The 23,483-nt window shown below is 43.2% G+C and carries 22 protein-coding genes and 1 riboswitch; of the genes, 8 read left to right on the forward strand and 14 right to left on the reverse strand.

Annotated features, from left to right (window positions below):
• Positions 1-49: 49 nt before the first annotated feature.
• The 5 genes from V7K25_RS16200 to V7K25_RS16220 form a co-directional block, all read right to left on the reverse strand.
• A complete protein-coding gene (locus V7K25_RS16200; RefSeq protein WP_335159576.1) occupies positions 50-1,099 on the reverse strand; it encodes a xylulokinase in 1,050 nt (349 codons plus the stop codon).
• A gap of 224 nt (positions 1,100-1,323) precedes the next feature.
• Positions 1,324-2,844 (reverse strand): mannitol dehydrogenase family protein, encoded by a 1,521-nt coding sequence (locus V7K25_RS16205; RefSeq protein WP_335159577.1) that lies wholly within the window; start codon positions 2,842-2,844, stop codon positions 1,324-1,326.
• The gene (locus tag V7K25_RS16210) at positions 2,801-3,070 is read right to left on the reverse strand and encodes a hypothetical protein (RefSeq protein ID WP_335159578.1); all 270 of its coding nucleotides are present in this window, start codon (positions 3,068-3,070) and stop codon (positions 2,801-2,803) included. Before V7K25_RS16210 ends, V7K25_RS16205 begins: the two co-directional genes overlap by 44 nt.
• Entirely contained in the window at positions 3,067-3,780 is a 714-nt protein-coding gene (locus V7K25_RS16215; RefSeq protein WP_335159579.1) for a carbohydrate ABC transporter permease, read from the reverse strand. Before V7K25_RS16215 ends, V7K25_RS16210 begins: the two co-directional genes overlap by 4 nt.
• A gap of 105 nt (positions 3,781-3,885) precedes the next feature.
• The gene (locus V7K25_RS16220) at positions 3,886-5,232 is read right to left on the reverse strand and encodes an ABC transporter substrate-binding protein (protein WP_335159580.1); all 1,347 of its coding nucleotides are present in this window, start codon (positions 5,230-5,232) and stop codon (positions 3,886-3,888) included.
• A gap of 148 nt (positions 5,233-5,380) precedes the next feature.
• Here V7K25_RS16220 and V7K25_RS16225 point away from each other — a divergent pair, with 148 nt between their 5' ends.
• Both V7K25_RS16225 and V7K25_RS16230 read left to right on the forward strand, forming a co-directional pair.
• Positions 5,381-6,184: an SDR family NAD(P)-dependent oxidoreductase gene (locus V7K25_RS16225; protein WP_335159581.1), complete on the forward strand. Its 804-nt coding sequence runs from the start codon at positions 5,381-5,383 to the stop codon at positions 6,182-6,184.
• A 98-nt stretch (positions 6,185-6,282) separates the two neighbouring features.
• Positions 6,283-7,275: a sugar-binding transcriptional regulator gene (locus V7K25_RS16230; protein WP_335159582.1), complete on the forward strand. Its 993-nt coding sequence runs from the start codon at positions 6,283-6,285 to the stop codon at positions 7,273-7,275.
• Between the two features lie 5 nt (positions 7,276-7,280).
• On the opposite strand, the gene V7K25_RS16235 is transcribed toward V7K25_RS16230, so the two are convergent.
• Positions 7,281-9,197: a sensor histidine kinase gene (locus V7K25_RS16235; protein ID WP_442948093.1), complete on the reverse strand. Its 1,917-nt coding sequence runs from the start codon at positions 9,195-9,197 to the stop codon at positions 7,281-7,283.
• Between the two features lie 596 nt (positions 9,198-9,793).
• Between V7K25_RS16235 and V7K25_RS16240 the strand changes: the two genes are divergently transcribed.
• A complete protein-coding gene (locus tag V7K25_RS16240; RefSeq protein ID WP_335159584.1) occupies positions 9,794-10,855 on the forward strand; it encodes a glycosyl hydrolase in 1,062 nt (353 codons plus the stop codon).
• Positions 10,856-11,160: 305 nt separating this feature from the next.
• Positions 11,161-13,752: a chloride channel protein gene (locus tag V7K25_RS16245; RefSeq protein ID WP_335159593.1), complete on the forward strand. Its 2,592-nt coding sequence runs from the start codon at positions 11,161-11,163 to the stop codon at positions 13,750-13,752.
• Here V7K25_RS16245 and cofG read toward each other — a convergent pair whose 3' ends face one another.
• From cofG to V7K25_RS16280, 7 genes are all read right to left on the reverse strand, one after another.
• Positions 13,753-14,766 (reverse strand): 7,8-didemethyl-8-hydroxy-5-deazariboflavin synthase subunit CofG, encoded by a 1,014-nt coding sequence (cofG, locus tag V7K25_RS16250; protein ID WP_335159585.1) that lies wholly within the window; start codon positions 14,764-14,766, stop codon positions 13,753-13,755.
• Between the two features lie 86 nt (positions 14,767-14,852).
• On the reverse strand, positions 14,853-15,614 hold the full coding sequence (gene crtW / locus V7K25_RS16255; RefSeq protein ID WP_335159586.1) for a beta-carotene ketolase CrtW: 762 nt from the start codon (positions 15,612-15,614) through the stop codon (positions 14,853-14,855).
• 322 nt (positions 15,615-15,936) lie between these two features.
• Positions 15,937-16,128 carry a chlorophyll a/b-binding protein gene (locus V7K25_RS16260; RefSeq protein WP_100900692.1) on the reverse strand — a complete coding sequence of 64 codons (192 nt, stop codon included), beginning with the start codon at positions 16,126-16,128 and terminating at the stop codon, positions 15,937-15,939.
• Between the two features lie 482 nt (positions 16,129-16,610).
• Positions 16,611-17,060: an SRPBCC family protein gene (locus V7K25_RS16265; protein WP_335159587.1), complete on the reverse strand. Its 450-nt coding sequence runs from the start codon at positions 17,058-17,060 to the stop codon at positions 16,611-16,613.
• A 19-nt stretch (positions 17,061-17,079) separates the two neighbouring features.
• A complete protein-coding gene (locus V7K25_RS16270) occupies positions 17,080-17,268 on the reverse strand; it encodes a CPXCG motif-containing cysteine-rich protein (RefSeq protein ID WP_012411100.1) in 189 nt (62 codons plus the stop codon).
• A gap of 11 nt (positions 17,269-17,279) precedes the next feature.
• Positions 17,280-18,926 carry a B12-binding domain-containing radical SAM protein gene (locus V7K25_RS16275; RefSeq protein ID WP_335159588.1) on the reverse strand — a complete coding sequence of 549 codons (1,647 nt, stop codon included), beginning with the start codon at positions 18,924-18,926 and terminating at the stop codon, positions 17,280-17,282.
• A gap of 173 nt (positions 18,927-19,099) precedes the next feature.
• Positions 19,100-19,297 (reverse strand): SemiSWEET transporter, encoded by a 198-nt coding sequence (locus V7K25_RS16280; RefSeq protein WP_335159594.1) that lies wholly within the window; start codon positions 19,295-19,297, stop codon positions 19,100-19,102.
• Here V7K25_RS16280 and V7K25_RS16285 point away from each other — a divergent pair.
• Positions 19,224-19,409, forward strand: a complete 186-nt coding sequence (locus V7K25_RS16285; protein ID WP_335159595.1) for a hypothetical protein — start codon at positions 19,224-19,226, stop codon at positions 19,407-19,409. The genes V7K25_RS16280 and V7K25_RS16285 overlap by 74 nt on opposite strands.
• Before the next feature lie 123 nt (positions 19,410-19,532).
• Here the strand turns inward: V7K25_RS16285 and V7K25_RS16290 are convergent, their stop codons facing one another.
• Complete coding sequence (locus V7K25_RS16290) at positions 19,533-20,039, reverse strand: hypothetical protein (RefSeq protein WP_335159589.1); 507 nt, start codon at positions 20,037-20,039, stop codon at positions 19,533-19,535.
• Between the two features lie 536 nt (positions 20,040-20,575).
• On the opposite strand from V7K25_RS16290, the gene V7K25_RS16295 reads away from it, so the two are divergent.
• From V7K25_RS16295 to V7K25_RS16305, 3 genes are all read left to right on the forward strand, one after another.
• Positions 20,576-22,402, forward strand: coding sequence for a tetratricopeptide repeat protein (locus tag V7K25_RS16295; RefSeq protein ID WP_335159590.1), 1,827 nt, complete (start codon positions 20,576-20,578; stop codon positions 22,400-22,402).
• Between the two features lie 387 nt (positions 22,403-22,789).
• Positions 22,790-22,972: a hypothetical protein gene (locus V7K25_RS16300; protein WP_335159591.1), complete on the forward strand. Its 183-nt coding sequence runs from the start codon at positions 22,790-22,792 to the stop codon at positions 22,970-22,972.
• A 116-nt stretch (positions 22,973-23,088) separates the two neighbouring features.
• Positions 23,089-23,185: riboswitch (TPP riboswitch) on the forward strand.
• A gap of 7 nt (positions 23,186-23,192) precedes the next feature.
• On the forward strand, positions 23,193-23,483 hold a 291-nt coding region (locus V7K25_RS16305; RefSeq protein WP_335159592.1), incomplete at its 3' end, for a phosphomethylpyrimidine synthase ThiC.

Here is a 23,483-nt window from a genome sequence, read left to right on the forward strand (position 1 = left end):
GATTTAATTATCCTATCGCTGCGGAAGTAATCAGAATTTTCGTGCAATATTACGTTGCCAAAATTGTTAAGCAATATTTCGCCAACAGTGTCAGCACAGCACGCGCCCCAGGCTGCGATCGCTCTGCCATATCCATCAAATCGGTGTAGGATATCTGCGGTGCAAATGTATCTTGATACCAACGCAGAGAACCACCTGCTGCTAGCGTCACTCCCAGCAGATGATAGCCACCATCCACATGGCAGAACAAATGCACCCGACCTCCGGGATCGGGAATTGGGCGATTGCACGGTGCAAAGATCACTCCTGATGTGCCAATACTCAAACTACCCCGGCTCAGGTTGCTTGATGAAATGCCCAAACCGATAGCTGCTGCGGCATTATCACCTCCACCGGCGATTACAGGTAATCCCACAGGTAATCCCACGCGGGCGGCTATTTCTGGTTTTAGCCGTCCAGCGATCGCGGTAGATTCGATTACCGGAGGGAACAATGCTGGATTAATATCAAGAGTATGGAGAATATCTGTATCCCATTGCCGATTCGCCAGATTCAGACAGCCGACACCAGAGGCATCAGAAGGTTCCGTTACTACTTCGCCCGTTAGCACATATCCCAGATAATCTTTGGGCAAAAGAATCTGCCATAACCGAGTGTAGGCTTGTGGTTCTTCAGTCCGCAACCATAAGAGCTTCGGCAGTTGAAACCCTGTAATTGCCGGATTTCCAGTGCGCTGGATCAACTCCTGCCGGGGAATAGCAGCTTCAATCTCAGCAACAGCTTTACCTGTGCGCTGATCATTCCATAAAATTGTCGGTCTAATCGCTTTGCCATCCGCGTCGAGAGGAACCATACCATGCATTTGTCCAGACAAACCGAGGGCAATTGCCCGATGTCCCTTTAGCTGTTGAGTGACATCAAAGAGAGCATCCAAACTAGCTTCCACCCAATCCGATGAGTTTTGTTCCGTCCAACCGGGTTGTGGAGTTAACAGGGGATAGCTTCTGGTTGACTGAGCGATAATTTGCCCTTGCAGATCAACTGCGATCGCTCTTACTCCTCCTGTACCCAAGTCTAAGCCAACTACGATGTCAGTCAATTGCCCCTCCAAATTATTAAGAATAGAAGGCGGAAGTGAAACTTCCGCCTTGAAAAGTCGCAGCTTTAATATCTCTTTAAGTTTTTTGTCAGAATCGGGTTAGTGGTCTATGTCATTGATTTTGAGGAGGTTGAGAAACGAACCGCAAAGGAAGAAAAATTAATACCAATTTGAAAAAGAATGCGACAAACAGACCATTTGTAGAGACGCGATGAATCGCGTCTTTACCCAAGGATGTGTTGCTCATCCAATTTAGTGGGGTCGAGTACTAATGTTTCTTTCGCTCCAAACTCATACAATCTGACTAAATGCTTCGTAACTGACTCAACAAAATGTGATGACTGCGATAAATCGCCAAAAATCTCAGTTAAATTAAGCAATGGTTTGGCATCGCTGCCACTGGAATGAGCTAGTTGAGTTAGAGTACCTGCTATTGGATCATCAATGGGAATGGTATTACCTTGGTCATCCTGTCCGTTGAGGTAACGGAACCAAGCAGCAACCGTTAGGCTCATGTAATCAATGGCTCCTCCTTGATGCAACGCGTCACGGACTGACCCTAAAACAAATTTTGGCATTTTGGCGGAGCTATTGAGGCAAAGACGCGGCAGTTGATCTCGAATCTTGGGATTGGCAAAGCGTTCAATTAAGGTTTTTTTGTAATTATCTAAATCAATTCCAGGTACAGGTTGGAGTGTGGGCGTAACCTCTGCCATCAAATTATCGATAGCTTGTCGGATCAATGGATCTGCCATGACTTCATGGACGTATGTATAACCTGCCAAGGAGCCAAGATAGCCAATCAACAAGTGACTGGCGTTGAGCAACCGAATTTTCATCATCTCGTAGGGATGAACATCCTTAGTCATCTGAACGCCAACTGATTCCCAATCAGGTCTACCTGCGCTGAAATTGTCTTCGATTACCCACTGAAGAAACGGTTCGGCAACAACTGGAAAGGCATCATCAATGTTAAACTCTTCCGCCACCATTTTGATATCTGCTGGGGTTGTGGCGGGGGTAATGCGATCGACCATGCAGTTAGGAAAGGCTACCTGTTCAGCAACCCAATGCCCCAATTCCGGGTTCTGCATTTGGGCAAATGCGGTTAACATTTTGCGGGCAATGTTACCGTTACCTTGCAGATTGTCGCAGGACAACACGGTAAACGGTGCTATTCCCTGTTGACGGCGGCGATTAAGGGCTGCTGTCAAAAAGCCATATACTCCAATTGGCTCGTCGGGATGCTGCAAATCGTACTGAATTGTTGGGTGATTGGCATCGAATTCACCGCTACCTTCAATATAGTAGTAACCTCCTTCGGTAATGGTGAGGGTAACGATGCGGCATTTGGGATCTGCTAAAGTGTCAATCACAGCTTGGCGGTTATCTGGGGCAAACAGATATTTTGTAATTGCTCCAATTAAACGAGCGCGATCGCCTTCTGTGGATCTTTCAACTAAGGTATACAAACAATCTTGTGATTTCAGTGCATCCCGCATCTGTTTGTCGAATTCTAGTAGCCCAACCCCACAGATTCCCCATTCACTATCAGGATTTTGATGAAAGTAATTATCCAGGTATAACGCTTGATGTGCGCGATGGAACCCACCCACACCGATATGGACAATACCGTTAGTGATTTGATGGCGATCGTAATTGGGTACGCGAACGTTATTGCCTAACTGAGATAGAGATGCTTCATTCAACTTGATTGCTGAGTCTGTGCTGATATTGCTGTTCATGGGATTCATTCTGGGTTAGGTGGTGACGATGAACTTTAGGGATGGCTTCACCGTCGCGATCGAACAAATGGCAAAGCTCACCGTTAATGTAAATCGGAACGTAATCGTGCATAATAGCTGGATTATCTCCGTCTGTTTGCACAACGATGGTTTCGCCACCCGCAATCTTGATGTAGAGAAAGGTTTCTCCGCCTAATCGTTCTACAACTAATACTTCACCATTCACGCTTGGGTTGCTTTGATCGAGCCGCAGATGTTCGGGCTCAGATGGGGTAGCATGACAAAACGAAATAGAGCGATCGCATTTGCGCCATCCATCCGCGCCGCCTCTAACTGGTCGCGATCGAGTGACTGAATTGCAGTCAACAAAATCAGCAACGCAAAGGGCAGCCATTCCCAGGAAACAATAATAATGATGGCAAGTAAGGGAACGCTGGCAAACCAATCGATCGCCCCTAAACCCAAACCTCTAGTAATTTGAGCAAACAGCCCATTCACTGGATGCATCAGCATATTTTTCCAGATCAGGGCGCTAACTGTGGGCATAACAAAAAATGGAGAGATTGCTAGTACCCGCGCCACTCCACGACCATAAAAGTCTTGGTCAAAGAGAATTGCTAGGAGTGTCCCCAGACCAATTGTGATTGCTAAAACAGAAACAACCAAAACTATTGTGATGGCGATTGATATCCATAAAGCTGAGTCACTCAGGATGAACGTAAAATTTTCAATCCCGATGAATTTACGTGCATCTGGATTCAGCAAGTTATAACGCTGAAAGGAAAACCATATAGTCATCACCAGAGGCACAATCATCCACAGCAGTAGGAGAACGACCGAAGGCGCAACCAGAGGTAAGGTTGACACTTGCCGCGTACTGCGTTGCTTGGTGGGTGGCGTTTCGTGTTGAGGTTTTACCGCTAATGAAGAAGACATAATCTATGTGAAAGTTTTGTGGGTAACTACTCTGTGTTCTCTGCGCCTCTGCGGTTAAATAAATTAATTTTTCACCACAGAGACACAGAGAGAAAAATAAAGATTTCACTCGATATAACCCGTGTGTTTCATGAAACGTTCAGTCGATTTCTGCGATCGCTGCAACGCTTGGTCTACCGAAGTTCGATTGGTCAACGCCGCCGCCAAGGTTTGTCCGACAGAAGAACCGATCGCCTGAAATTCTGGAATATCAACGTATTGAACTCCCTTATAAGGAGTTGGTTGTGCAGATGGATGGGTAACATCAGCAGATTGGATTGCTGCCAGCACGATTTCTGCAAAAGGTGCAGCTTTTCGATAGTTAGGATTTTCATAAGTGGAAGTCCGAGTTCCTGGTGGTACAGCAACCCAGCCATTCTCCTTAGCAACCAGTTGAATGTATTCCTTTGATGTTGCCCAAGCAACGAATTTTTGCGCGGCTTCGGGTGATTTTGAGGTTTTTGGAACCGCTAACGCCCAAGCCCAAAGCCAATTTGAGCCGTTGGGATATTTTTCAATTGGCGCACGGGCAAAACCAACTTTGTTATACACTTGGGATTCTTTCGGATTGGATAACAACCCCGCAGCAACGGTTGCATCTACCCACATACCGCATTTACCCGTTGAGAATAATGCCAAATTCTCATTAAATCCATTGGAACTGGCTCCTGGTGGCCCATATTTGTTAAGCAGATCGACATAAAAGGCGATCGCCTCTTTCCAAGCTGGAGTATTGATCGTTGGTTGCCACTTCATATCAAACCACTGTCCACCATAGGTATTAACCAATGTGGAAACAAATGCGACGTTTTCACCCCAACCGGGTTTTCCGCGCAGGCAAACTCCATAAACCCCATGCGCTGGGTCGTGAATTTTGCTTGCCCATTCTCTCATTTGGGGATAAGTTGGCTGTTGAGGAACCGCAATCCCGGCTTTTTCAAACAAGTCTTTGCGGTAGTACAGCATGGAACTTTCCCCATAGAATGGCACAGCATAAAGTTTGCCGTTATTAGAAAGTCCTTCTCGTATGGGCTTTAGCAGGTCATTTACATCATAGTTTGCGCCTAGATCCAAGGGTCTTAACCAATCCCGCCTAGCCCAGATTGGTGTTTCATAGGAACCGATGGTCATGACATCAAACTGCCCACCAAGGCTAGCAACATCTGTAGTTGTGCGTTGGCGTAACACATTTTCTTCCAGCACAACCCACCGGAGTTGAATATCAGGATTAGCTGACTCAAATTTATGAGAAAGCCCTTGCATCACCACCATGTCGCCATTATTAACAGTGGCGATTGTCAGTCTAGTTTTCTCTGCGGCTTGGGAGCGCGGTGAGCAAGCATATACTAATTGCGCCAGCATCACTCCAGCGAGAAATGCAGCTAGCACTTTAGCGAAGCGGCGAATACGCATCGCATAACTCCTTTAAAGTAAAAAACCGAACGAAATAAATTTTTGATTTTATGCTCTAAGTTTGGGCAAAAGCTCAATAATAGAAATCATACCAATCTGATTTCCATCACGGCCATTTGCAATAATTCTTCAATAAGAGGTTGAATCTATGACGGCAAAAGCAACTTATCAGTTTGCAGGTAAGACGATCCTAATTACTGGCGGTGCAGGAGATATTGGCAAGGCAACCGCACACCGTTTTGCGTCTAATGGCGCAGGAATAGCCCTGCTAGATTTGAATGAACCGAAGATGGCAGATGTGGCTGGGGAACTAAAAGGTTACAACGTTCCAGTTGGCACGTTTCGCTGTGATGTTACAGCTAGTCATGATGTTGTCAAAGCTTTTACCGACGCTGTAAAGCAGTTTGGGCGGATTGACTATGTATTTAATAATGCAGGTTATCAAGGAGTGTTTGCCAAAACTGACGAATATCCTGAACACGACTTTCAAAAGGTGATTAACATTAACGTTGTCGGTGTTTTCCAAATTCTCAAGGCGGCTGCACAACAATTACGCGATGCAGGTGGAGGTGCGATCGTTAATATGGCCAGTTATGCAGGGGTGGTTGGGCCACCAAATATGTTGGCTTATGCCGCTTCAAAGTTTGCTGTCATTGGAATTACTCAAACAGCAGCAAAAGACTTAGCACCTTACGGCATTCGCGTGAATGCGCTCTCGCCTGCGTTGATTGGCCCTGGTTTTATGTGGACAAGACAAACCGAATTACAAGCAGCAGTAGGATCGCAATACTTTGATGCCGATCCCAAGGTGGTTGAGCAACAGATGATCGATTCAGTGCCAATGCGGCGTTTAGGAAGCCTGGAAGAGGTGGCAAATGGAGTAGCGTTTTTGATGAGCGAAGAGGCAAGCTACATTACTGGGTTTAACTTGGAGGTTACTGGGGGAGAATAGAATTTTAAAGATAATTGAGCAAAAATTATATCTTTGGGCATATACTCAAAAAAATGCAATCATGCCTTTGATAGCTATATAGTTTTTGCAGGTAGTATATGGGACAACCTTTTTTAGAGCGGCGCGATGCCAGCAAAGCTGGCTTGCCCCTTCGGGCGCGCAAATTAGACTTGGCTGCTCATGCTGCTTGGCTCTATTACATCGCTGGCAATACCCAAGAAGAAATTGCCGCCAAGCTCAATGTGTCCCGGCAAGCTGCACAACGCTTAGTGGCACTGGCGGTCAGTGAAAAATTGATTAAATTTCGACTCGATCATCCCCTGAGTGAATGCATTGCTCTGGCTGAGTCGTTACGCGATCGCTTTGCTCTGTCACTTTGTGAAGTAGTACCAACTGATGCAGGTAGTAGTGATAGATTATACGGAATTGGTGTATGTGCTGCCACCCACCTAGAGGCTTACCTGATGGTTAAAACCCCAAGTATATTGGCGTTTTCCTCAGGTCGCACATTGCGAGCAATGGTGGAGCAAATACCCTCAATGAACCAACCCCAGCATAAAATTGTTTCAATTATTGGGAATATGTCCCACTCTGGGCGTGCAGGTCGTCACGAAGTAGTTATACATTTATCCGATCGCGTCGGTTCCCAAGCTTACCCAGTGCCGACTCCGGTTGTCGCGACTAGTATTGAAGAACGAGAACTTTTGCAGACTCAGCGATCGTTTCTCGCCGTCAAAACTCTTGCAGAGCAAGCCAAAGTAACCTTTGTCGGAATTAGTCACATTGCCTGGAATGCTCCGTTACATCAAGACGGCTTCATCAATGACGATGAGGTGGCTGAATTAATTGAACTGGGAGCAGTCGGAGAAATTGCAGGTTGGGCTTATAGCGATCGCGGAGTATTGCTGCAAGAGGGGACAAACAGTCGGGTTGCTAGTGTAGCTCTCGAACAACCGGCTCATCGACTCATTATTGGTGTGGCGGGCACTGTGAGAAAGTCGGAGGCGATTTTGGCTGCTCTGCATGGCAAGCTAATTACAGGACTAATTACCGATGAAGCTGCTGCCCAAGCGATTCTTTCTAAGATTTAATAAGTTTACTTTTTACTTGTTAAAGGAATACGGATGGTAAACTCTGTTCCGCATCCTGGCGTAGAATCAACTTCAATAATTCCTGCATGTTTGTCTACAACAATTTGATATGCGATCGCCATTCCTAATCCCATTCCTTTGCCCACAGGTTTAGTAGTAAACATATGGTCAAATACCCGTTGCTTGACATCCTCTGACATTCCAATACCATTATCGTAAATCTGAACGATCGCGTAATGACTTGATTTGTCAACTTTAGTTTGGAGCTTAATTTGATTGGGGTTGGTTTTAATATCCTCAAAACTCCGTTTTTGGCTGGCTTCTTCGAGTGCATCAATCGCATTCATTAGAACATTTATAAACACCTGATTTAGTTGCCCTGCGTAGCATTCTACTAGGGGTAAATCACCGTATTTTTTAACGATCTGAATTTCTGGTTGATCGGGCGTGGCTGTCAGACGATGGTTCAGAATCATCAGAGTGTTGTCTAATCCTTCATGAATGTCTACAATTTTCATGTCTGCTTCATCAAGGCGCGAGAAATTACGCAGCGACAGCACAATTTGACGAATGCGCTTGGTTCCTACTTGCATCGATGCCATTAGCTTGGGTAAATCTTCTGCTAGAAAGTCAATATCAAGGTCTTGGACGCGATCGCGAATTTCTGGTGTAGGATTTGGGTAGGTTTGTTCATAAAGCTTTAGCAAATCGAGGATGTTTTGGCTGTAAACACTTGCATGGTTGAGGTTGGCGTGAATAAAATTAGCAGGATTATTGATTTCGTGTGCCACCCCAGCCACCAATTGTCCCAGGCTAGACATTTTTTCAGTGTGGATAAGTTGAGCTTGGGTATTTTGCAATTCTTTTAAGGTTTTGCTGAGTTCCTGCGCCTGCTGACTGAAAACAAAGGCGCGATCGCGGATTTGTTCATATAGTTGCACCTGTCGCCATGCACCAATCAACCCAACCACTAACAATCCTCCCAAAACTGTAGCTAATAGGTTCAACGCCTGCAATGGCGATTCAATATTTTCTTGTGGCACAATCAACGCTACCGACCAATTTGCTTCTCTGAGGGGAGTGTAAGCAACATAGCTCCACCTACCATCCAGTTGAACCAATTCAATGTTTGTGCGTTTAGCTACCATCTTTTGAGCAATTTCTACTAACTGGGGATTGGGTGAATTAAGGAAACTCTGAGCAGCTTTTTCGGGTGTACCAATTAGTTTTATATTGGGATGGGCGATGGGAATTCCTTGAGAATTCAGTGCAAAGGCATAGCTGCCCTTACCTTGGTGTAAATTACCGATCGCCTCAACTACCCGGTTAATCGGAATTCCTCCCATTAATACACCTGCTGGCTTTGTGCCTGTTTCGGCAGGAATCGGCGAACTAATCTGAATCTGTAACTGATTAGTTGTACGTCCAATAATTGGATCGGCAGCTACCGTTTCACCTAGCATACTCCGCTTAAAAAATTCTCGATCTTTAACATTAAGATGATCCCCGTGAGTATTAATTAATGTAGCATCCGGTGTAGCCAAAGCCATAAGTAAAAACGTTTGCAGCCGCTTTACCTCAGATTGCAAGTAAGGTTGAATCGCAGACAAATCCAGCGATCGCACCACAAGAGAATTTGCTAAAGTCTTAATTTCTGTCTTACGAATGGCTAACCAGTTATCAATATTATCCTGACCTTGGGATGTTTTTAACAGTACTTGCTCCTTGAGACTATCGAGCAACAATCCCTTAACAATGTTGTAACTAGTGATAGCCGTGGCGCTAATGCTAATGGACAAAATCACCACAATTGATAACAACAGTAAATTTCGCGATCGCCATTTCGATGAATAGTAATTTTTTTTAATTGGCACATACCGCCGGGGATTGATTTTCAACCAGCATCTGCGTAATTTAAGCATCATCGTCACTTTGCTCCAAATTAAAATTTAACAACAAAGGCAATGTTGCTGGAGGAATAAGCTAAAAAACATCTAATCTGTATAATCAAATTAAACATAACTCTTGTGCCGTAGGCCAAAAAGCCCACCCAATTTATGTAATTTAAAGGTGGAAGAGCTTACTGCTCTTTGTCTCCTACTTTTTTCAAAAGCAACTGCTGTATTCATACTTGATCAACGTTAAATCAGCTATTTCTTTAAAGTAGTCTGCCCAAAAATCAGCTTTTTCTAACCCAGTATTGGCGAAGTCTGCCAAATCATAAGGACAATTCTGAGCTACGAGGTAAAGAGGGTTAACATAAGACTCGTATTTAATTTTTGAAAAAATCAGTACACCCCGAAAAGGCTTCTTCCCTACTCCCGTTCGGCTACGCTAACGGCAAGCCTACTCCTTATTCCCTACTGCCTATCTATCGCGCTTGCGCTTCTCCTGTCGGAGACGCGAACGCGAACGCGAACGTGTACCACGCAAATAATTTCAAAAATCAAAGCGGACTGGTATATTAACCCAAGTTGCTAATTATAGACATTTTCTGTTTTGGATTTTAGATTTAGATATGAGTCACCCAAAAACCCCAAATCATCAACCAGGATTGGTTTTGATGCCTGGACCAGAAGGCTGGTGGGATTCGGAACGAGTTTCTTCGCCACAGGTCTTGTATTGTCCCGATGGAACTTGGAAGATGTGGTATTACGGTCGGGATGCGTCCTTTGATCGGCAAATCAATTTGCCCACTGGTCGCTGTGGTTTAGCGATTTCTGCTGATGGAATTCATTGGCAACGCGTCCAAGGATTATTAACTATGGGGGCTATCTTTGAGCCTCACCAAAATCCTAGTCGGTTTGACTCAGCCCATGTTGGTGTGAGCAATGTCTACTTCTACGATGGTCTTTATTGGATGTGGTATTTCGGTGGAGACCACACAGTTGTTGAGATGGGAGGCTTTAAAGCTAAAGGATTAAATATGCGCCCTGGCTGCGCTATCTCCCGTGATGGCATAAATTGGGTACGGTTGGAAGGTACTTATCAAGGAGCTTTTCTCGATTTAGGTAAGGCAGGGGAGTTTGATGCCCTATTTTGCGCCTGGCCACAAGTCTTGCGTGATGATGATGGAACCTGGAAACTTTACTACCATACCTTAAATCCTGACAAAGGATTCTTGGTCGGTTTAGCTGTGTCTTCCGATGGTTTTCATTGGCAAAAAGTTGGTCATATTTTAGAAGCAGGTGAGTCTGGAAGTTTTGATGAGAGAGGCATTGGTACTCGTAATGTTCTGAAAATAAACGGACAGTACGTAATGTTCTACGAAGGTGTTAATAACAATGGTTATCACTCCATAGGTCTAGCTGTTTCTAGCGACGGGATTCATTGGCAAAAACATTTTGGACAGCAAGTTGGAGGTTCTATCTTTTCCCATGCTCAAAAGGGTTCTGGTCGTTGGGATGCACGGGCTGTAGGCACACCTTGTGTAGTCCCAATGGATGATGGCAGTTTCCGGATGTACTATATTGGCGCAAACGAAGGTGGCCACGATGAACTATCTTCACAGCACCAAATTGGTTTAGCTGTAAGTGCCGGAACAGATTTTCGCCAATGGCATCGTTGGGGTGAATACTAAACCCAATAGCACCCCTGATATCGTGTCCGGTTAAAGACTTATCATTAAGAGCGCAAGAGGGCAGGGGGAGGGTAAAGTCGTAGTGAAGTCCAGAAATTGGATAATTTATTTTTTGGAGTTTCCTAAATACTCGCTCTACTACGTCAGAGCCTTCGCTATCAATCACCTACTGCACATATCTATCTTTAGGTACAAAAAAATTTCATTCAGATTTCATTTTTTTATGGAACACTATGGATAGAGTGAACGATAAGATATTTCAGACATTTATATACCTTCATTTATGACAAGTGATTGTTAAAAATATGTTAGCCCAGGGTAAAATTCTCCGGTTGAGGCTTTGGCATCAGCTGCTTCGACCTAGGCGATTAGCTTTCGTGGAAGCTTGCCTGATTGGTCTTGTTTCTGGGCTAGCGGCAGTTCTGTTAGGACAGGCAGTGGATTGGGCAGGCGCATTGCGAGTACATGTTTCTTACCTTTGGCCTGCCTACTTGGTGCTACCAGGCATTGGACTGATAGGAGGAATCTTAGCTGGTTGGCTAGTCGAGCGCTTTGCACCTGAAGCATCAGGTAGTGGAATGTCTGAAGTCAAAGCCGTATTGGCTCGCGTACCAATGCCGTTAAATCTGCGGATTGCTTTGGTGAAGTTGATCAGCGCTACATTAGTGCTGGGTTCTGGAATGCCTTTAGGGCGGGAAGGGCCAACTGTCCAAATTGGGGCAGCCTTGGCAAATCAACTGAGTAATTGGGCACCGACTTCACCAGAGCATCGTCGCCAACTTATCGCCGCCGGAGCCGGAGCTGGGTTAGCTGCGGCTTTTAATGCACCGATCGCAGGTGTCCTTTTTGTAGTGGAAGAATTACTGCAAGATGTATCAGGTATTACTCTTGGCACTGCGATTTTGGCTTCTTTTATCGCTTCAGTGATCTCCCGGCTCTATGGTAGTCATAACCTGGATCTGAATCATCTGAATTTAGGTTTGCCAGATACAACTTTCTTTGCTCAGGAAATCCCTTTCTACTTGATTTTAGGAGTGCTGGCGGGACTTCTAGGCATTCTGTTTAATAAGGGTATTCTTGAGAGTCTAGCAATTAACCGCCGCCTAGTAAGGTTGAGTTTACCCTGGAGAATTGGAATCGCTGGGTTAGTCAGTGGTTTGGCGATCGCTTTATTACCTGCTACCTTTAGGGATCATGCTGGGCTGAGAGAAATTTTGCTTGGGGGTAATACTAACTGGTCATTTGCCGCGATCGCTCTTTTAGTTCAGTTTATCCTAATTATTTTTACTTACGGCTCTGGAGCGCCAGGAGGTTTACTAGTTCCAACCTTGGTCTTGGGAGCTGCCCTTGGTTACTTAGTGGGTGCTGTCGAACACAGTTTACTGGGAATGAGTGCTGCAACAGTCTATGCTCATGTGGGCATGGCTGCTTTTTTTAGCGCCGTCTCTAAGGTACCAATTACAGCAGTCGTCATTGTGTTTGAGATGACAACTGATTTCAATCTGGTGCTACCGTTAATGATTGCGTCTGTGGTTGCTTATTTAGTGGCGGAAAAAATTGACCGGCGATCGCTCTACGACCTTTTACTAGAGTGGAAAGGGATTCATATTACCAAAGAGCCAAGCACAGAGGGGCTTTTAGCACAACTGAGTGCCGCAGATGTGATGCAACGGCGTGTCGAAACTCTCTCTAGTCAAATGAGTACTGATGAAGCAGTACAAGCATTTTCCCACTCTCACCATCGCAATTTTCCAGTTTTAGAGAATGGTAAAGTTGTTGGCATTGTCACTCAAAAAGATTTAGTTAATATTGCTTCGCAACAGTTAGCTAAAGATACAACGGTCGGCCAGATTATGACACCAGAGCCAGTGACAGTAAACCCCACGGCTACACTAGCTCATGTACTGCATATACTCAATCGTTATCATCTAAGCTGTTTACCTGTTACAGAAAATCGGAAGTTAATCGGAATTATTACTCGTAGTGATATTATTCGTGTAGAAGCAGAGCGACTCAGTGGTAATAGCCAACAAATAGAACCGAAATCAGCGCCTTCTTATGTGGTTTACCAAACGCGCGCTCCGGCTACAGGCAAAGGACGTTTGCTAGTACCACTTTCACATCCGCAGACAGCCGAGACTTTACTGGCAATGGCAGTTGCGATCGCCAAAGATCGCAATTACGAAATAGAATGCCTACAAGTGATTATCGTTCCTTCTAGCCGCATCCCATCAGAAACACCAGTGCAAATCAGCAAAAGTCTTCAACTTTTGCAACAGGCAATATTATTAGGAGAGAAATGGCGGATTCCCGTTCACACCCAAATCAGAGTTACACATAATGTTGCTGGGGCAATTTTGGAGACTGTCAAAGATCGACATATTGATTTGGTACTGATGGGTTGGAAAGGCAGTACATCAACTCCTGGTAGAGTTTTCAGCCGAGTGGTTGATACGGTAATTCGACAGGCTCCTTGTGATATTATTTTGGCTAAATTGGATGATAAAAGAGCTTTTGACCGTTGGTTGTTGCCAATGGCAGGCGGCCCTAACTCCAGCCAAGCAATTAAGTTATTACCTGCTCTTGCTTCTTTAAGTACATCACCTCAAATCAAGCTATGTCAGGTTTTTCAGCCTAGTAACTCCATTCCTGACACAACATTACTAGATAAATCTGTTCACTTTCTGCAACGCCGAGTTAGTGGTAAAGTTATGGCAACTCCAGTTTGTGCCAATTCTGTTTCTGATGCTGTCCTTAAGTGTGCAAAACTTGACAACAGTGATGTGATTGTTCTAGGAGCTAGCCGTGAAAGTTTACTGCAACAGGCGATTCAAGGAAATATTGCCGAGAATATTTCTCGCAAGAGTAATTGTACAGTTATCATGGTCAAAACTTAATTACAAATTATGAAAATCTCTACTTCGCTGTTCTGACAAAACAGAAACTGATGTTAGAGTTTTTCGCCAGCGTTTCACTGCTGTTTGTAATTCCTCCGACAACCAGCTATCAAATTGCGGATAAACTGGCGATCGCGCCACCAATTCCCACCCAGCAGGTTGTAAAATTTCTCTTAATGCCTGTTCTTGAACATGAGGATAATCGGGATTCACTTCATCTTTTGGGCCAATTCCACCTAAATCTCGCGCACCAGCTTCGATACAAGCGAGTAACCAGCAGTTATCTTTAACTAAATTGGGCGGAATTTGAATAGTAATATCTGGCGGTAAAATTTTACGCGCTTTCGCAATTACTTCTGGTAATTCATGGGGATCAAAAGGTGGTGCATCAAAAGTTTGCTGATGTCCAGGACTATGAGGTTGTAGGATGACTTCTTGAATGTGATGGTAACGTTGATGCAAGCTAGAAATAGCTTCCAAAGTTTCCCACCAATCATTTACAGTTTCTCCAATTCCTAACAGTAACCCAGTTGTAAAAGGAATCTGCAACTCTCCCGCCCATTGTAATTGTTGTAGCCGTATCTCTGGTAATTTACTTGGTGCGTGCCGATGTACAGTATTTAACAATGTTGGTGTTAACTGTTCTAACATCAGCCCCATTGAAACATTCACATGTTTCAGCTTTTGCATTTCCTCAAAACTCAGGGGGCCTGCATTGCTATGCGGTAAAAACCCCATTGAAAGCGCTAATTCACACAAATCATAAATCCGCCCAAACCACGCCTGACGCCTTGGCGAATGGGGATGCACTTCACCACTGAGGATAAGGATTTCACAGACTTTTTCACTTTGAAGCGATTTTAAAATACTTTTTGCATCTGAAATACTCATCCAGGGACTTTTACCCGGTTCGCTGCGAAAGTTGCAGTAACTACAACGATTAAAGCACTCGTAAGTAGGAACGATTGTATAAGCAGGGCTATAGGTGACAAGACGAGAATTATTAATTAGCATAAGTAGGATAATCTAAAAGAATACTTTGCTCAAACTATATAGATTATCGTGTGATTCTTGTTGCTATTATATTAGATAAACAATAACTATTTTGGTTTGTAAATTTCTGGTAACTGCCACCAAGAAATATGGGGATATTCGTGATGTTCTTCGTGGTAGCCGAAATGATAGCATGTAATAAATGACCACCAAATTGGACGGCTAATCGTTTGGGCACAATGAGGCTGTACATAACCTCCCATTGGTTCACTATGAGGTAAAAAAGTCCCGAAATAGAATAATTGTAATGAACTTAAAAGCGAGGGTAACACCCAAAAGTAAGTTAGATTCTCACTTGGTATATGGAGTATGTATTTAGCAAAGTTATAAATAATAGTCAACGCAATTATTTGTCCCCAACTCCAGTAACCTTTCATAAAATGAAAATACCAAGCAAACAAATTTTGGTGTTTACCATTATGAAAATCTGGGTCTATTTTACTTGCGGGATTATGGTGGTGTAACCAATGTTTTTTCAGGAGTTTTTGATATGGTAAAAGACCATAAACAGATAAGGTCAATGTTCCAATAAAATGATTAATCTTGGGATTCTGGGGAAATACTACCCCATGCATGGCATCATGAGATGTAATAAATAATCCCGTATATAAAAATGTCTGCCATAGTATAACAGGCAATAACATCCAAAATTTCAGCTTGGAGATGTCAAGTGAAAGTAATATACTCAGGCTAATAACCCATGTGCTAACAATGACAATAGCAATGAAAAGCCCTTTAAACTGAGATTTCCTTTTCACTACTGGAGTCTGTTTTGTTTGATGACTGGGTGGTTCTTCTAACTGGGTCACGCTTTTACTCCGCCTAGCATTCAGGTGAAAATTTCAAAAATATAGTTACGACAAAAGCAATTAACAGGGAAAATCTGTTAGTGGCCAATGTTTTACACTGGACAATGCCAATGCTCAAAATATATATGTATAAATATTAAGATACTTTAAATAGTATTACACAAATAGATGCTATTCTAAAAACTGTTTTCGGTTCAAAGATTGGGGAATATGAGTAAAGACACTGGCAACTATTAGTCTTTATTATAACCAGTGCCTTCTGTTTGATACTTTAGATATAATCTAAGCCTGCAACAAAGATGGTCAATAATTAGCGGCGAGTTTAGGAAACGAGGTGAAGTACGTCTCGCAACACACTATAACCCTTGAGATCCCAAAGTAGGTAAGCTAGAAAACCGATCATAGCCAAGCGACCGTTCCAAAGTTCAGACTGAGGAGTTATCCCAAGATCACCAGCATTGCGGTCTTTACCATTGTATGCAGTTTCAGTTTTATCACTAGGATAAAGTGCCATTGTTAAATTCCTTTAAGAAGCTAATTACTTTGTTCATATTACTTAACTTACCTATTTGGCGCTATCTGTCTGGAGTTTCAAAGTAGAAGCAACTCTAAAGAATGAGATTTTAAGGAGTTTAAGAAATATTTATCTAACAAAAGTTCAATAATAGCTTTTACAAGCCTATAGAGCAGAGGTATTTTTACCAAACAACTGCAAATAAGAACTTGTAATTTGACTAAAAAACTATTTTTGATATGATGATAAAAAATCTAACGAAAGTTAGAAGGTTTATAGAGTGTTATTACCCAGACTAATAAATAGTAAATAGGTTTTTGAAACTTAAAGTATAACTCCTACGGTACTGATTACAGGTGCGATGCTTGGTTTGGCGAATTTCTCGCAAGCTTTGTATCTCTTGTTTCCTAGTTTGGTAAAGTGGGTTTCGCGGCTAGGGTTGAAGAATCAGGATAATTGATTTTTGCTAGCAGCATATTCTGCTATTGTGACTCACATTCTCGTTTCGTTACATAATGGCGATAGCGAAACATCGCTTCTAGTTGCACTTGCACTAACCAACCACTTACAAATTCAACTGTTCCTCCACCAGGCATAGAGAAGGAAATAGCGTCAGTCAGCCTAGTTTTGCCAGCTTCCGGTTCAAATTCATGTTGATGTACCCAAGATTCAAAAGGGCCAGATATCTGTTCGTCGGTAAACAGGCGATATTTTTCACATTCAGTATGACGCGCTAACCAAGTTAAGGGTAATGGGCCGAGAAACAGGCGAAATTCAGTGATAGCGCCCACATTCAGCCCCCCCTCACGACGAACGATTTGGACTGGCTGCCAAGGTGGATTTAGCAGTTGCAAAATATCTGCCCTTTCGTGAAATTTCCAAACTACTTCTGGTGGGGCATTAATTACTGAGGAATGTTTAAAGTGCAGCATGGAAAGAAAAACCTAAAATTCAACTTTCGGATTCTGTATCAATCTCGATATCTAGGGTATCTTCATCAACCCGAACATACAAAATATTTGGGTTACAGCAAACTTGACAATCTTCAACATAAGATTGCTGTCCTCCAGCACTCAAATCAATAAAAGTTAAGTTCGGTTCGCCGCAATAGGCGCAGTAATACTCGGCTGTGTTTTGCATCAAGTTTTCAGCTAGGAACTCAATGGCTGTAGTTCCTTGGGGGATGGGTTGATATAACTCTTTGCATCAGCCAAATGCTTTAGTAGTGTAGACTGTGGCAGAGGCCCTTGCAAGTGGCTCCAGGGTAATACTTGTTCTGTTGACCATTCGGCGTGGACGTAGTAATCTAAATCGGGGATTTGTCCTTTGAGTTGTTTGAAAGCACGTTTGTAGCTACCCAAGGAATCGCCAAAGTCACGAGTCAGTTGCAGGAGTTGGGATACTCTGCGATCGCCTCTCGATAACAAAGCCTGTATAATTGACCAATTATAGCTTTCTGGGCGAAATTCTATCCCCTGTGGTTTTAGTTGTTTTTGCAAAAACTGCAACCGCTTTTCTGCTTGGCGATTCACCCCAAACCATTGAAACGGTGTGTGTGCTTTGGGTACAAAGGTGCTGCATCCGTATGTTAACCGCAATCCCGGCGCAGCTTTTTTGATATTACGCATCATCGCCACAGTTTGTTCTAAATCTTCTGCTTCTTCACCGGGAATTCCTGCCATTCCGTAGAGTTTCAAGCTTTTTAATCCGCCAGCTTTGGCATTTACCGCCGCTTGGATAATTTCGTCGTTATGCAGCTTTTTGTTGATAATTTGCCGGATTTTCTCAGAACCACTCTCTACTGCAATGGTAAGCGATCGCGTGTCTCGTTTCGCCAAAGTTTCTGCTAACTGCACTGTTACGGTATTGGTTCGTACCGAGGCAATACTGAGACGAACATCATCGTACTTTGGTTGACTAATATAATCTAGCAAAGTCTCAAATTCTGGATGCTGAGTTACAGAAGCGCCCAATAATCCTAGCCGATTTGTGACTTCTAAACCTCTTTCAATGGCTGGAATTAATGAACCTTCAAGACTGGCTGTTCTAAAAGGCAGTGTGAGATAACTCGCTAAACAAAAGCGGCACATTTCTGGACAACTTCTCACCACTTCCACCATGTAAATATTTTCCCATGCGGCTTTTTCGGTGACTACAGTTGATGCCGATAGCGTATTTCCTCGATAAGTCTGCTTTTGCACCACTGCGGGAATTTCGGGAGAAATTGGTTTAATTGACTTTACTGCACCATCTATGCTTTCATATTCGACTTCATACAAACTAGGGATATAAATTCCTGGTATTTGTGCAAGTCTTTTTAGTCGAGTTTGTCTTGAGGCATTTCTTACTTCTTTGTACGCCTCAATGAAATTTCCCAGGAGGTTTTCGCCATCCCCCAGTAAAATTACATCAAAAAAATCTGCAAAAGGTTCGGGATTCGCTGTGAGAACTGGCCCACCACCAAAAATTATCGGATGAGAATCATCACGAGAAGTTGCCAGAATGGGAATTTCTAAAGATTCCAGCAAATTTAAAATATTCACATAATCCAGTTCCCAGGAAATCGAAAATCCCACAATTTCCGGGCTTCTGGGGAGTTGTTCGTGAGTATCTGTAAACAGGCGACTCACCTGCACATCATCACGCATAGCCAAAGTTGCCCAAACTACCTGATAGCCGAGGCTAGTGATGCCTACGCTGTACTCATTGGGAAAGGCGAAAATGATGGGGATAGCGTTGGTATCTGGGTTAGCGGGGGTGAAAAGGAGGTGTTCAGAGGTAAATACAGATGATGTCACAGATGTTGTTAGGGGTGTTTAAATAATGGAGTCTCATAGAATTCGCGCCTACACAGGCAAAAACCACTTTTCCTTCTCTTTTCTACAAGATGGGACGCGAACTGGGTTTGATTTTAATCCGCGCAGGCTGACAAGAATTTGTCTAGCCGCGATTTATAGTCGCCAGGGCTTCTTTATCTATATTTAATTTTAAGCCATAAAATTATCAAGTTAAAAAACAATGTCATACTATTAGCAAGAATAATTGGCAAGGCTTGTAAATAGATTCCGTAGATTAACCACAAAAAAACACCAATTATGAATGTAACTAGTGTCACCATAGATACATCTTTTGCTGATTTTGTTCGCCACGTTTTAAACATCTGTGGCAAAAAAGAGATTGTGGTTATTGTGGCAGCCGCTAATCCTAAAATTGTCAGAAAATCCATTGCGATGCAAACCTACAAAATAAAGTTTTCATTGGTTAAACAACTTATAAATTGATTTTTATAATACTGTATTAATGTCTTCGATTTTACATTGTAACGTGAGGTAGAAAGTGGAAAAAATAAAAAGGGAAAAGAGTTTAATTCTTTTCCCTAATCAGTAAAGGATATGTGATTGATACTAGGAAAACCTATCAATTAATTCTTCACGGGATAACTGCAACAGTAAAGGCGTAAACTCTTCTGGTGGTAACGTCAATAAAGGTTCAATAATTGCTTGAAGCTCATTATCTATTTCAGCAAAGCGAACTTTGAGCAAGTTTTCCACCACCAAGCGTTCTCCCTGCTGAATTCCTGTTTGGAGTCCTGTTTCGAGTCCTGTTTCGAGTCCCCGTTGTTCACCTTCTTGTATCGCCTGTTCTCGGTCTTGTTGGTAAAGTGGTGCTAATCGCATAAGTAATTCCCTATCTTCCTCGTCTTGATTTTGAGTGACTTGTAAGTTTTGTTGCAAGTTGTACAGCAATTCTAACGCTGCTTTTCGGAAAGGATTATCAGGAGTAAGCGCTTCTAGTTCGTCAATTGCTTGCTTTTGAACGTTCCCTCTACCTATGATTCTCAGCCATAAGGTTTCTGAGATAGATGGCAACTGATGAATTGCTACTATCGCGGTACGCAAATATTCTGGCATGAAGTAGATTCCAGGAAGGTAGCCAACTTTTGGATTAGCACCAAATCCTGATAAGAGTTGCGCTGATGCTGTGGGGGTAAGAATCCATAATTTTGGTAAATCAGATTCTAAAATGCGTGTTTTATTTCGATTGGACTGTCGTTGTAAATCGCCACGTACCTCTAATAATTTTAAGAGACAATCGCAAATTTCTGTAGCTGACGCTGCGTTACGAAATGGTTCAAGTAGAGAAGGGGTAGTGACAAGTTCACCTAATAATCCGAGTGTTTGTGGTATGTTACTTGGTTGTGGTTTGGGGATGAAATAAACGTCAATTTGTCTAACTTCTCCTGCGACTCAAACACCCACCGTGCTTATTTGCGGTGCTTACTGCTGTTTATGTCGCCTGAAATACGTCTCACTAATCTGGGCTAACAGAAAATCAGGAATTAAAATCTTAGCAAGAGGCACAATAGTAGCTGGAGCGATTTTCAAAACAAATCGTAAAAAATCCCGTTGCCTGAAAGCTAGAGAATGTCGAAATCCAAAAAAATTATATGAATGCTGAAGAATTATTAAACCAAGGATTAAACCACAATTTGCAAGGGGATTATCAAGGAGCAATCGCAGCTTACACCCAAGCAATCAAGCTCAATCCTAACTATGCCGAAGCTTACCATAATCGAGGGATTATTCTAAGTGGTAAACTCAAAAATTATCGTGGTGCGATCGCAGATTTTAATCGCGCTATAAAAATCAATCCCGATTTTGCCACAGCCTATTATCACCGAGGTAATGCACGTTACTTTTTAGCTGATTACAAAGGAGCGATCGCAGATTATAACCAAGCATTACAAATCGATCCCAATCTCGCCCAATCTTACCACAGCCGGGGTAATGCTTACTTTGCCTTAGAAAAATACGACAAAGCGATCGCTGATTATATCCAAACAATTGTAACCAGTACCCAGTTAGCTGATAATATCAATATTGATATTGCCAATGCTTATCATAATCGGGGTGTAGCTTGTTTTGAAAGCGGCGATCGTCAAGGCGCAATCGCTGATTTTCAACAAGCTTTACAGTGGCATCCCAATTTTGCCGCAGCTTACAGCAATCGCGGTAATATTCACCATATCTTAGGAAATTTTCACGAAGCGATCGCTGACCACAACCGAGCATTACAATTAGATCCAAACTTGGCAGAGGCTTATCATAACCGAGGTAATGCCTACTACTCTTTAGCAGAGTATCAAAGTGCGATCGCTAATTTCAACCGCGCCCTAGAAATCAATCCCAAGTTTGCCGGAGCATATTACAATCGGGGTCTGGTTCTTGCTCATCTCAAAGAATATCATCAAGCAATTGAGGATTTTAACCAAGCATTAAAGTTCAATCCTGATGATGTGCAAGCCTATTCTGAACGGGGTCTGATTCGTAGTACTCTTGGGGATTATGAGGGTGCGATCGCAGATTATGACCAAGCGTTACAAGAAAATCCGACTCTAGCTTTAGTATACGGCTTTCGGGCGAATGCTCGTCGCCGACTGGGAAATTATCAAGGTGCAATTGAAGATAGTAATCGCTTATTACAACTCAATCCTAATTTAGCTGAAGGATATTGCGATCGCGCGGCGGCTCGTCGTTCTTTAGGAGATCATAAAGGAGCAATTAAAGATTACGATCGGGCATTGCAATTAAATGATAACTTAGCCGCAGCTTATTACGGTCGGGGGATTGCCCGTGAAGCCTTGCAAGATTTACAGGGAGCAATTGATGATAACACCCAAGCAATAGAGTTGGTTCCTGAATTTTCGCAAGCTTACTGCAATCGAGGAAATGCTCGTCGTCTTTTGGGAGATGAACAAGGAGCGATCGCAGATTATAATCAAGCATTAGAAATTAATCCCGATTTAGTTGAAGCATATTACAACCGAGGTTCTACCCATTATGCTTTAGAAGAATATGAAAATGCGATCGCAGATTACACCCAAGCATTACAAATAAATCCCCAATCTGCTGCATTTTACAGCGATCGCGCTAATGCTCACTATGCCCTAGAAGATTATCAAGGGGCAATGGAAGATTATAGTCGAGCGATCGCGATCGACCCTAGCTTTGCTGAAGACTGGTACAATCGGGGTCGTAGCCGTTCTCTGCTGGGAGACTTACAAGGGGCCCTTGCAGACTTAAACCAAGCCTTGCTGCGTCAGCCTAATTGGGCTTCAGCTTACATTCTTAGGGCAGATGTCTACCGCAATCTGGAAGACTATCAACGAGCAATTACAGATTTCCAGAAATCAGCAGACTTGTATTATCAAGAAGGAAATATCCAGTACTATCAACAAATTATTGAGCTAATTGAACAACTTCGTAATTCGTAATTTTTCGGTTAAATCCCCTTCTATAAGAGATGCTGTGTATAGCTTGCTTTCCTATTCTGTATGAAGAAGATACGCTTATGGTGCAAGAAATAAAGAACGAACCGCCCTTCGAGTGACGCTCCAACTCTTAGAGACGCTACGCGAACGTCGCTCTAAGCGAAGCCATGCCGTTGGCGCAGCCTCTCGTAGAGAAGGCTTTACGCCGCGCTAACACCAGTCGCTTACGGTGGGAAACCCGCCTACAGCGCTGGTTCACCAAGAGCGCCAAGTACGCCTTCGCGTTGGCGAAGCCTCTCGTAGAGAAGCGTCTCGAAGAGAAGAAATAAGAAATTAAGAGATTTGGCGCAGCTTCACAAAAAACAGCATTGATGACCTACGAACAAGCAAATGCTGCTACTCAACAAGCAAATGCTGCTACTTAACAAGCAAATGCTGCTACTCAACAAGCAAATGCTGCTACTCAACAAGCAAATGCTGTTGCTCAACAAGCAAATGCTGTTGCTCAACAAGCAAATGCTGCCGCTCAACAAGCAAATGCTGTCGCTCAACCTGACTTTTCACGGGATGTAGAAAAGGGGATAGACTTTTGCAAGAGGTCTAATACAGTTAAGTTAAAGCCAGACTCCGAAAAAACAACATAATTTGTTAACACCCTTGCCTCTAGATATAACGAAGGTGGTACACTACATCCATGCTAGGGGTGCCTACATAACCAGGCTGAGATCACACCCTTAACACCTGAGTCTGGGTAATACCAGCGGAGGGAAGCTGTTTATTGAGGAATTACAATATGCGGACAGAATGGGTTGCTAAACGACGTGGGCAGAGTAATGTATCTCAAATGCACTACGCCCGCCAAGGTGTTATCACCGAAGAAATGCACTATGTCGCCCAACGCGAAAATCTCCCTGCTGATCTCATTCGCGACGAAGTGGCGCGGGGACGAATGATTATCCCGGCTAATATTAATCACACGAATCTAGAGCCGATGGCTATTGGCATCGCCTCCAAATGTAAGGTAAATGCTAATATCGGCGCTTCCCCCAACTCTTCTAATCTTCAGGAAGAAGTTGATAAGCTG

It is taken from the genome of Nostoc sp., from assembly GCF_036919495.1.
Taxonomy (GTDB): domain Bacteria; phylum Cyanobacteriota; class Cyanobacteriia; order Cyanobacteriales; family Nostocaceae; genus Nostoc.

What these genes read in the sequence shown, in the direction of transcription:
- V7K25_RS16205 (WP_335159577.1), bottom strand. Translation starts at nt 2,844, where the DNA reads ATGAACAGCAATATCAGCACAGACTCAGCAATCAAGTTGAATGAAGCA.
- V7K25_RS16215 (WP_335159579.1), bottom strand. Translation starts at nt 3,780, where the DNA reads ATGTCTTCTTCATTAGCGGTAAAACCTCAACACGAAACGCCACCCACC.
- V7K25_RS16220 (WP_335159580.1), bottom strand. Translation starts at nt 5,232, where the DNA reads ATGCGTATTCGCCGCTTCGCTAAAGTGCTAGCTGCATTTCTCGCTGGA.
- V7K25_RS16225 (WP_335159581.1), top strand. Translation starts at nt 5,381, where the DNA reads ATGACGGCAAAAGCAACTTATCAGTTTGCAGGTAAGACGATCCTAATT.
- V7K25_RS16230 (WP_335159582.1), top strand. Translation starts at nt 6,283, where the DNA reads ATGGGACAACCTTTTTTAGAGCGGCGCGATGCCAGCAAAGCTGGCTTG.
- V7K25_RS16235 (WP_442948093.1), bottom strand. Translation starts at nt 9,197, where the DNA reads ATGCTTAAATTACGCAGATGCTGGTTGAAAATCAATCCCCGGCGGTAT.
- V7K25_RS16240 (WP_335159584.1), top strand. Translation starts at nt 9,794, where the DNA reads ATGAGTCACCCAAAAACCCCAAATCATCAACCAGGATTGGTTTTGATG.
- V7K25_RS16245 (WP_335159593.1), top strand. Translation starts at nt 11,161, where the DNA reads ATGTTAGCCCAGGGTAAAATTCTCCGGTTGAGGCTTTGGCATCAGCTG.
- cofG (WP_335159585.1), bottom strand. Translation starts at nt 14,766, where the DNA reads ATGCTAATTAATAATTCTCGTCTTGTCACCTATAGCCCTGCTTATACA.
- V7K25_RS16260 (WP_100900692.1), bottom strand. Translation starts at nt 16,128, where the DNA reads ATGGCACTTTATCCTAGTGATAAAACTGAAACTGCATACAATGGTAAA.
- V7K25_RS16265 (WP_335159587.1), bottom strand. Translation starts at nt 17,060, where the DNA reads ATGCTGCACTTTAAACATTCCTCAGTAATTAATGCCCCACCAGAAGTA.
- V7K25_RS16270 (WP_012411100.1), bottom strand. Translation starts at nt 17,268, where the DNA reads ATGCAAAACACAGCCGAGTATTACTGCGCCTATTGCGGCGAACCGAAC.
- V7K25_RS16285 (WP_335159595.1), top strand. Translation starts at nt 19,224, where the DNA reads ATGAATGTAACTAGTGTCACCATAGATACATCTTTTGCTGATTTTGTT.
- V7K25_RS16290 (WP_335159589.1), bottom strand. Translation starts at nt 20,039, where the DNA reads ATGCCAGAATATTTGCGTACCGCGATAGTAGCAATTCATCAGTTGCCA.
- V7K25_RS16295 (WP_335159590.1), top strand. Translation starts at nt 20,576, where the DNA reads ATGAATGCTGAAGAATTATTAAACCAAGGATTAAACCACAATTTGCAA.
- V7K25_RS16300 (WP_335159591.1), top strand. Translation starts at nt 22,790, where the DNA reads ATGCTGCTACTCAACAAGCAAATGCTGCTACTTAACAAGCAAATGCTG.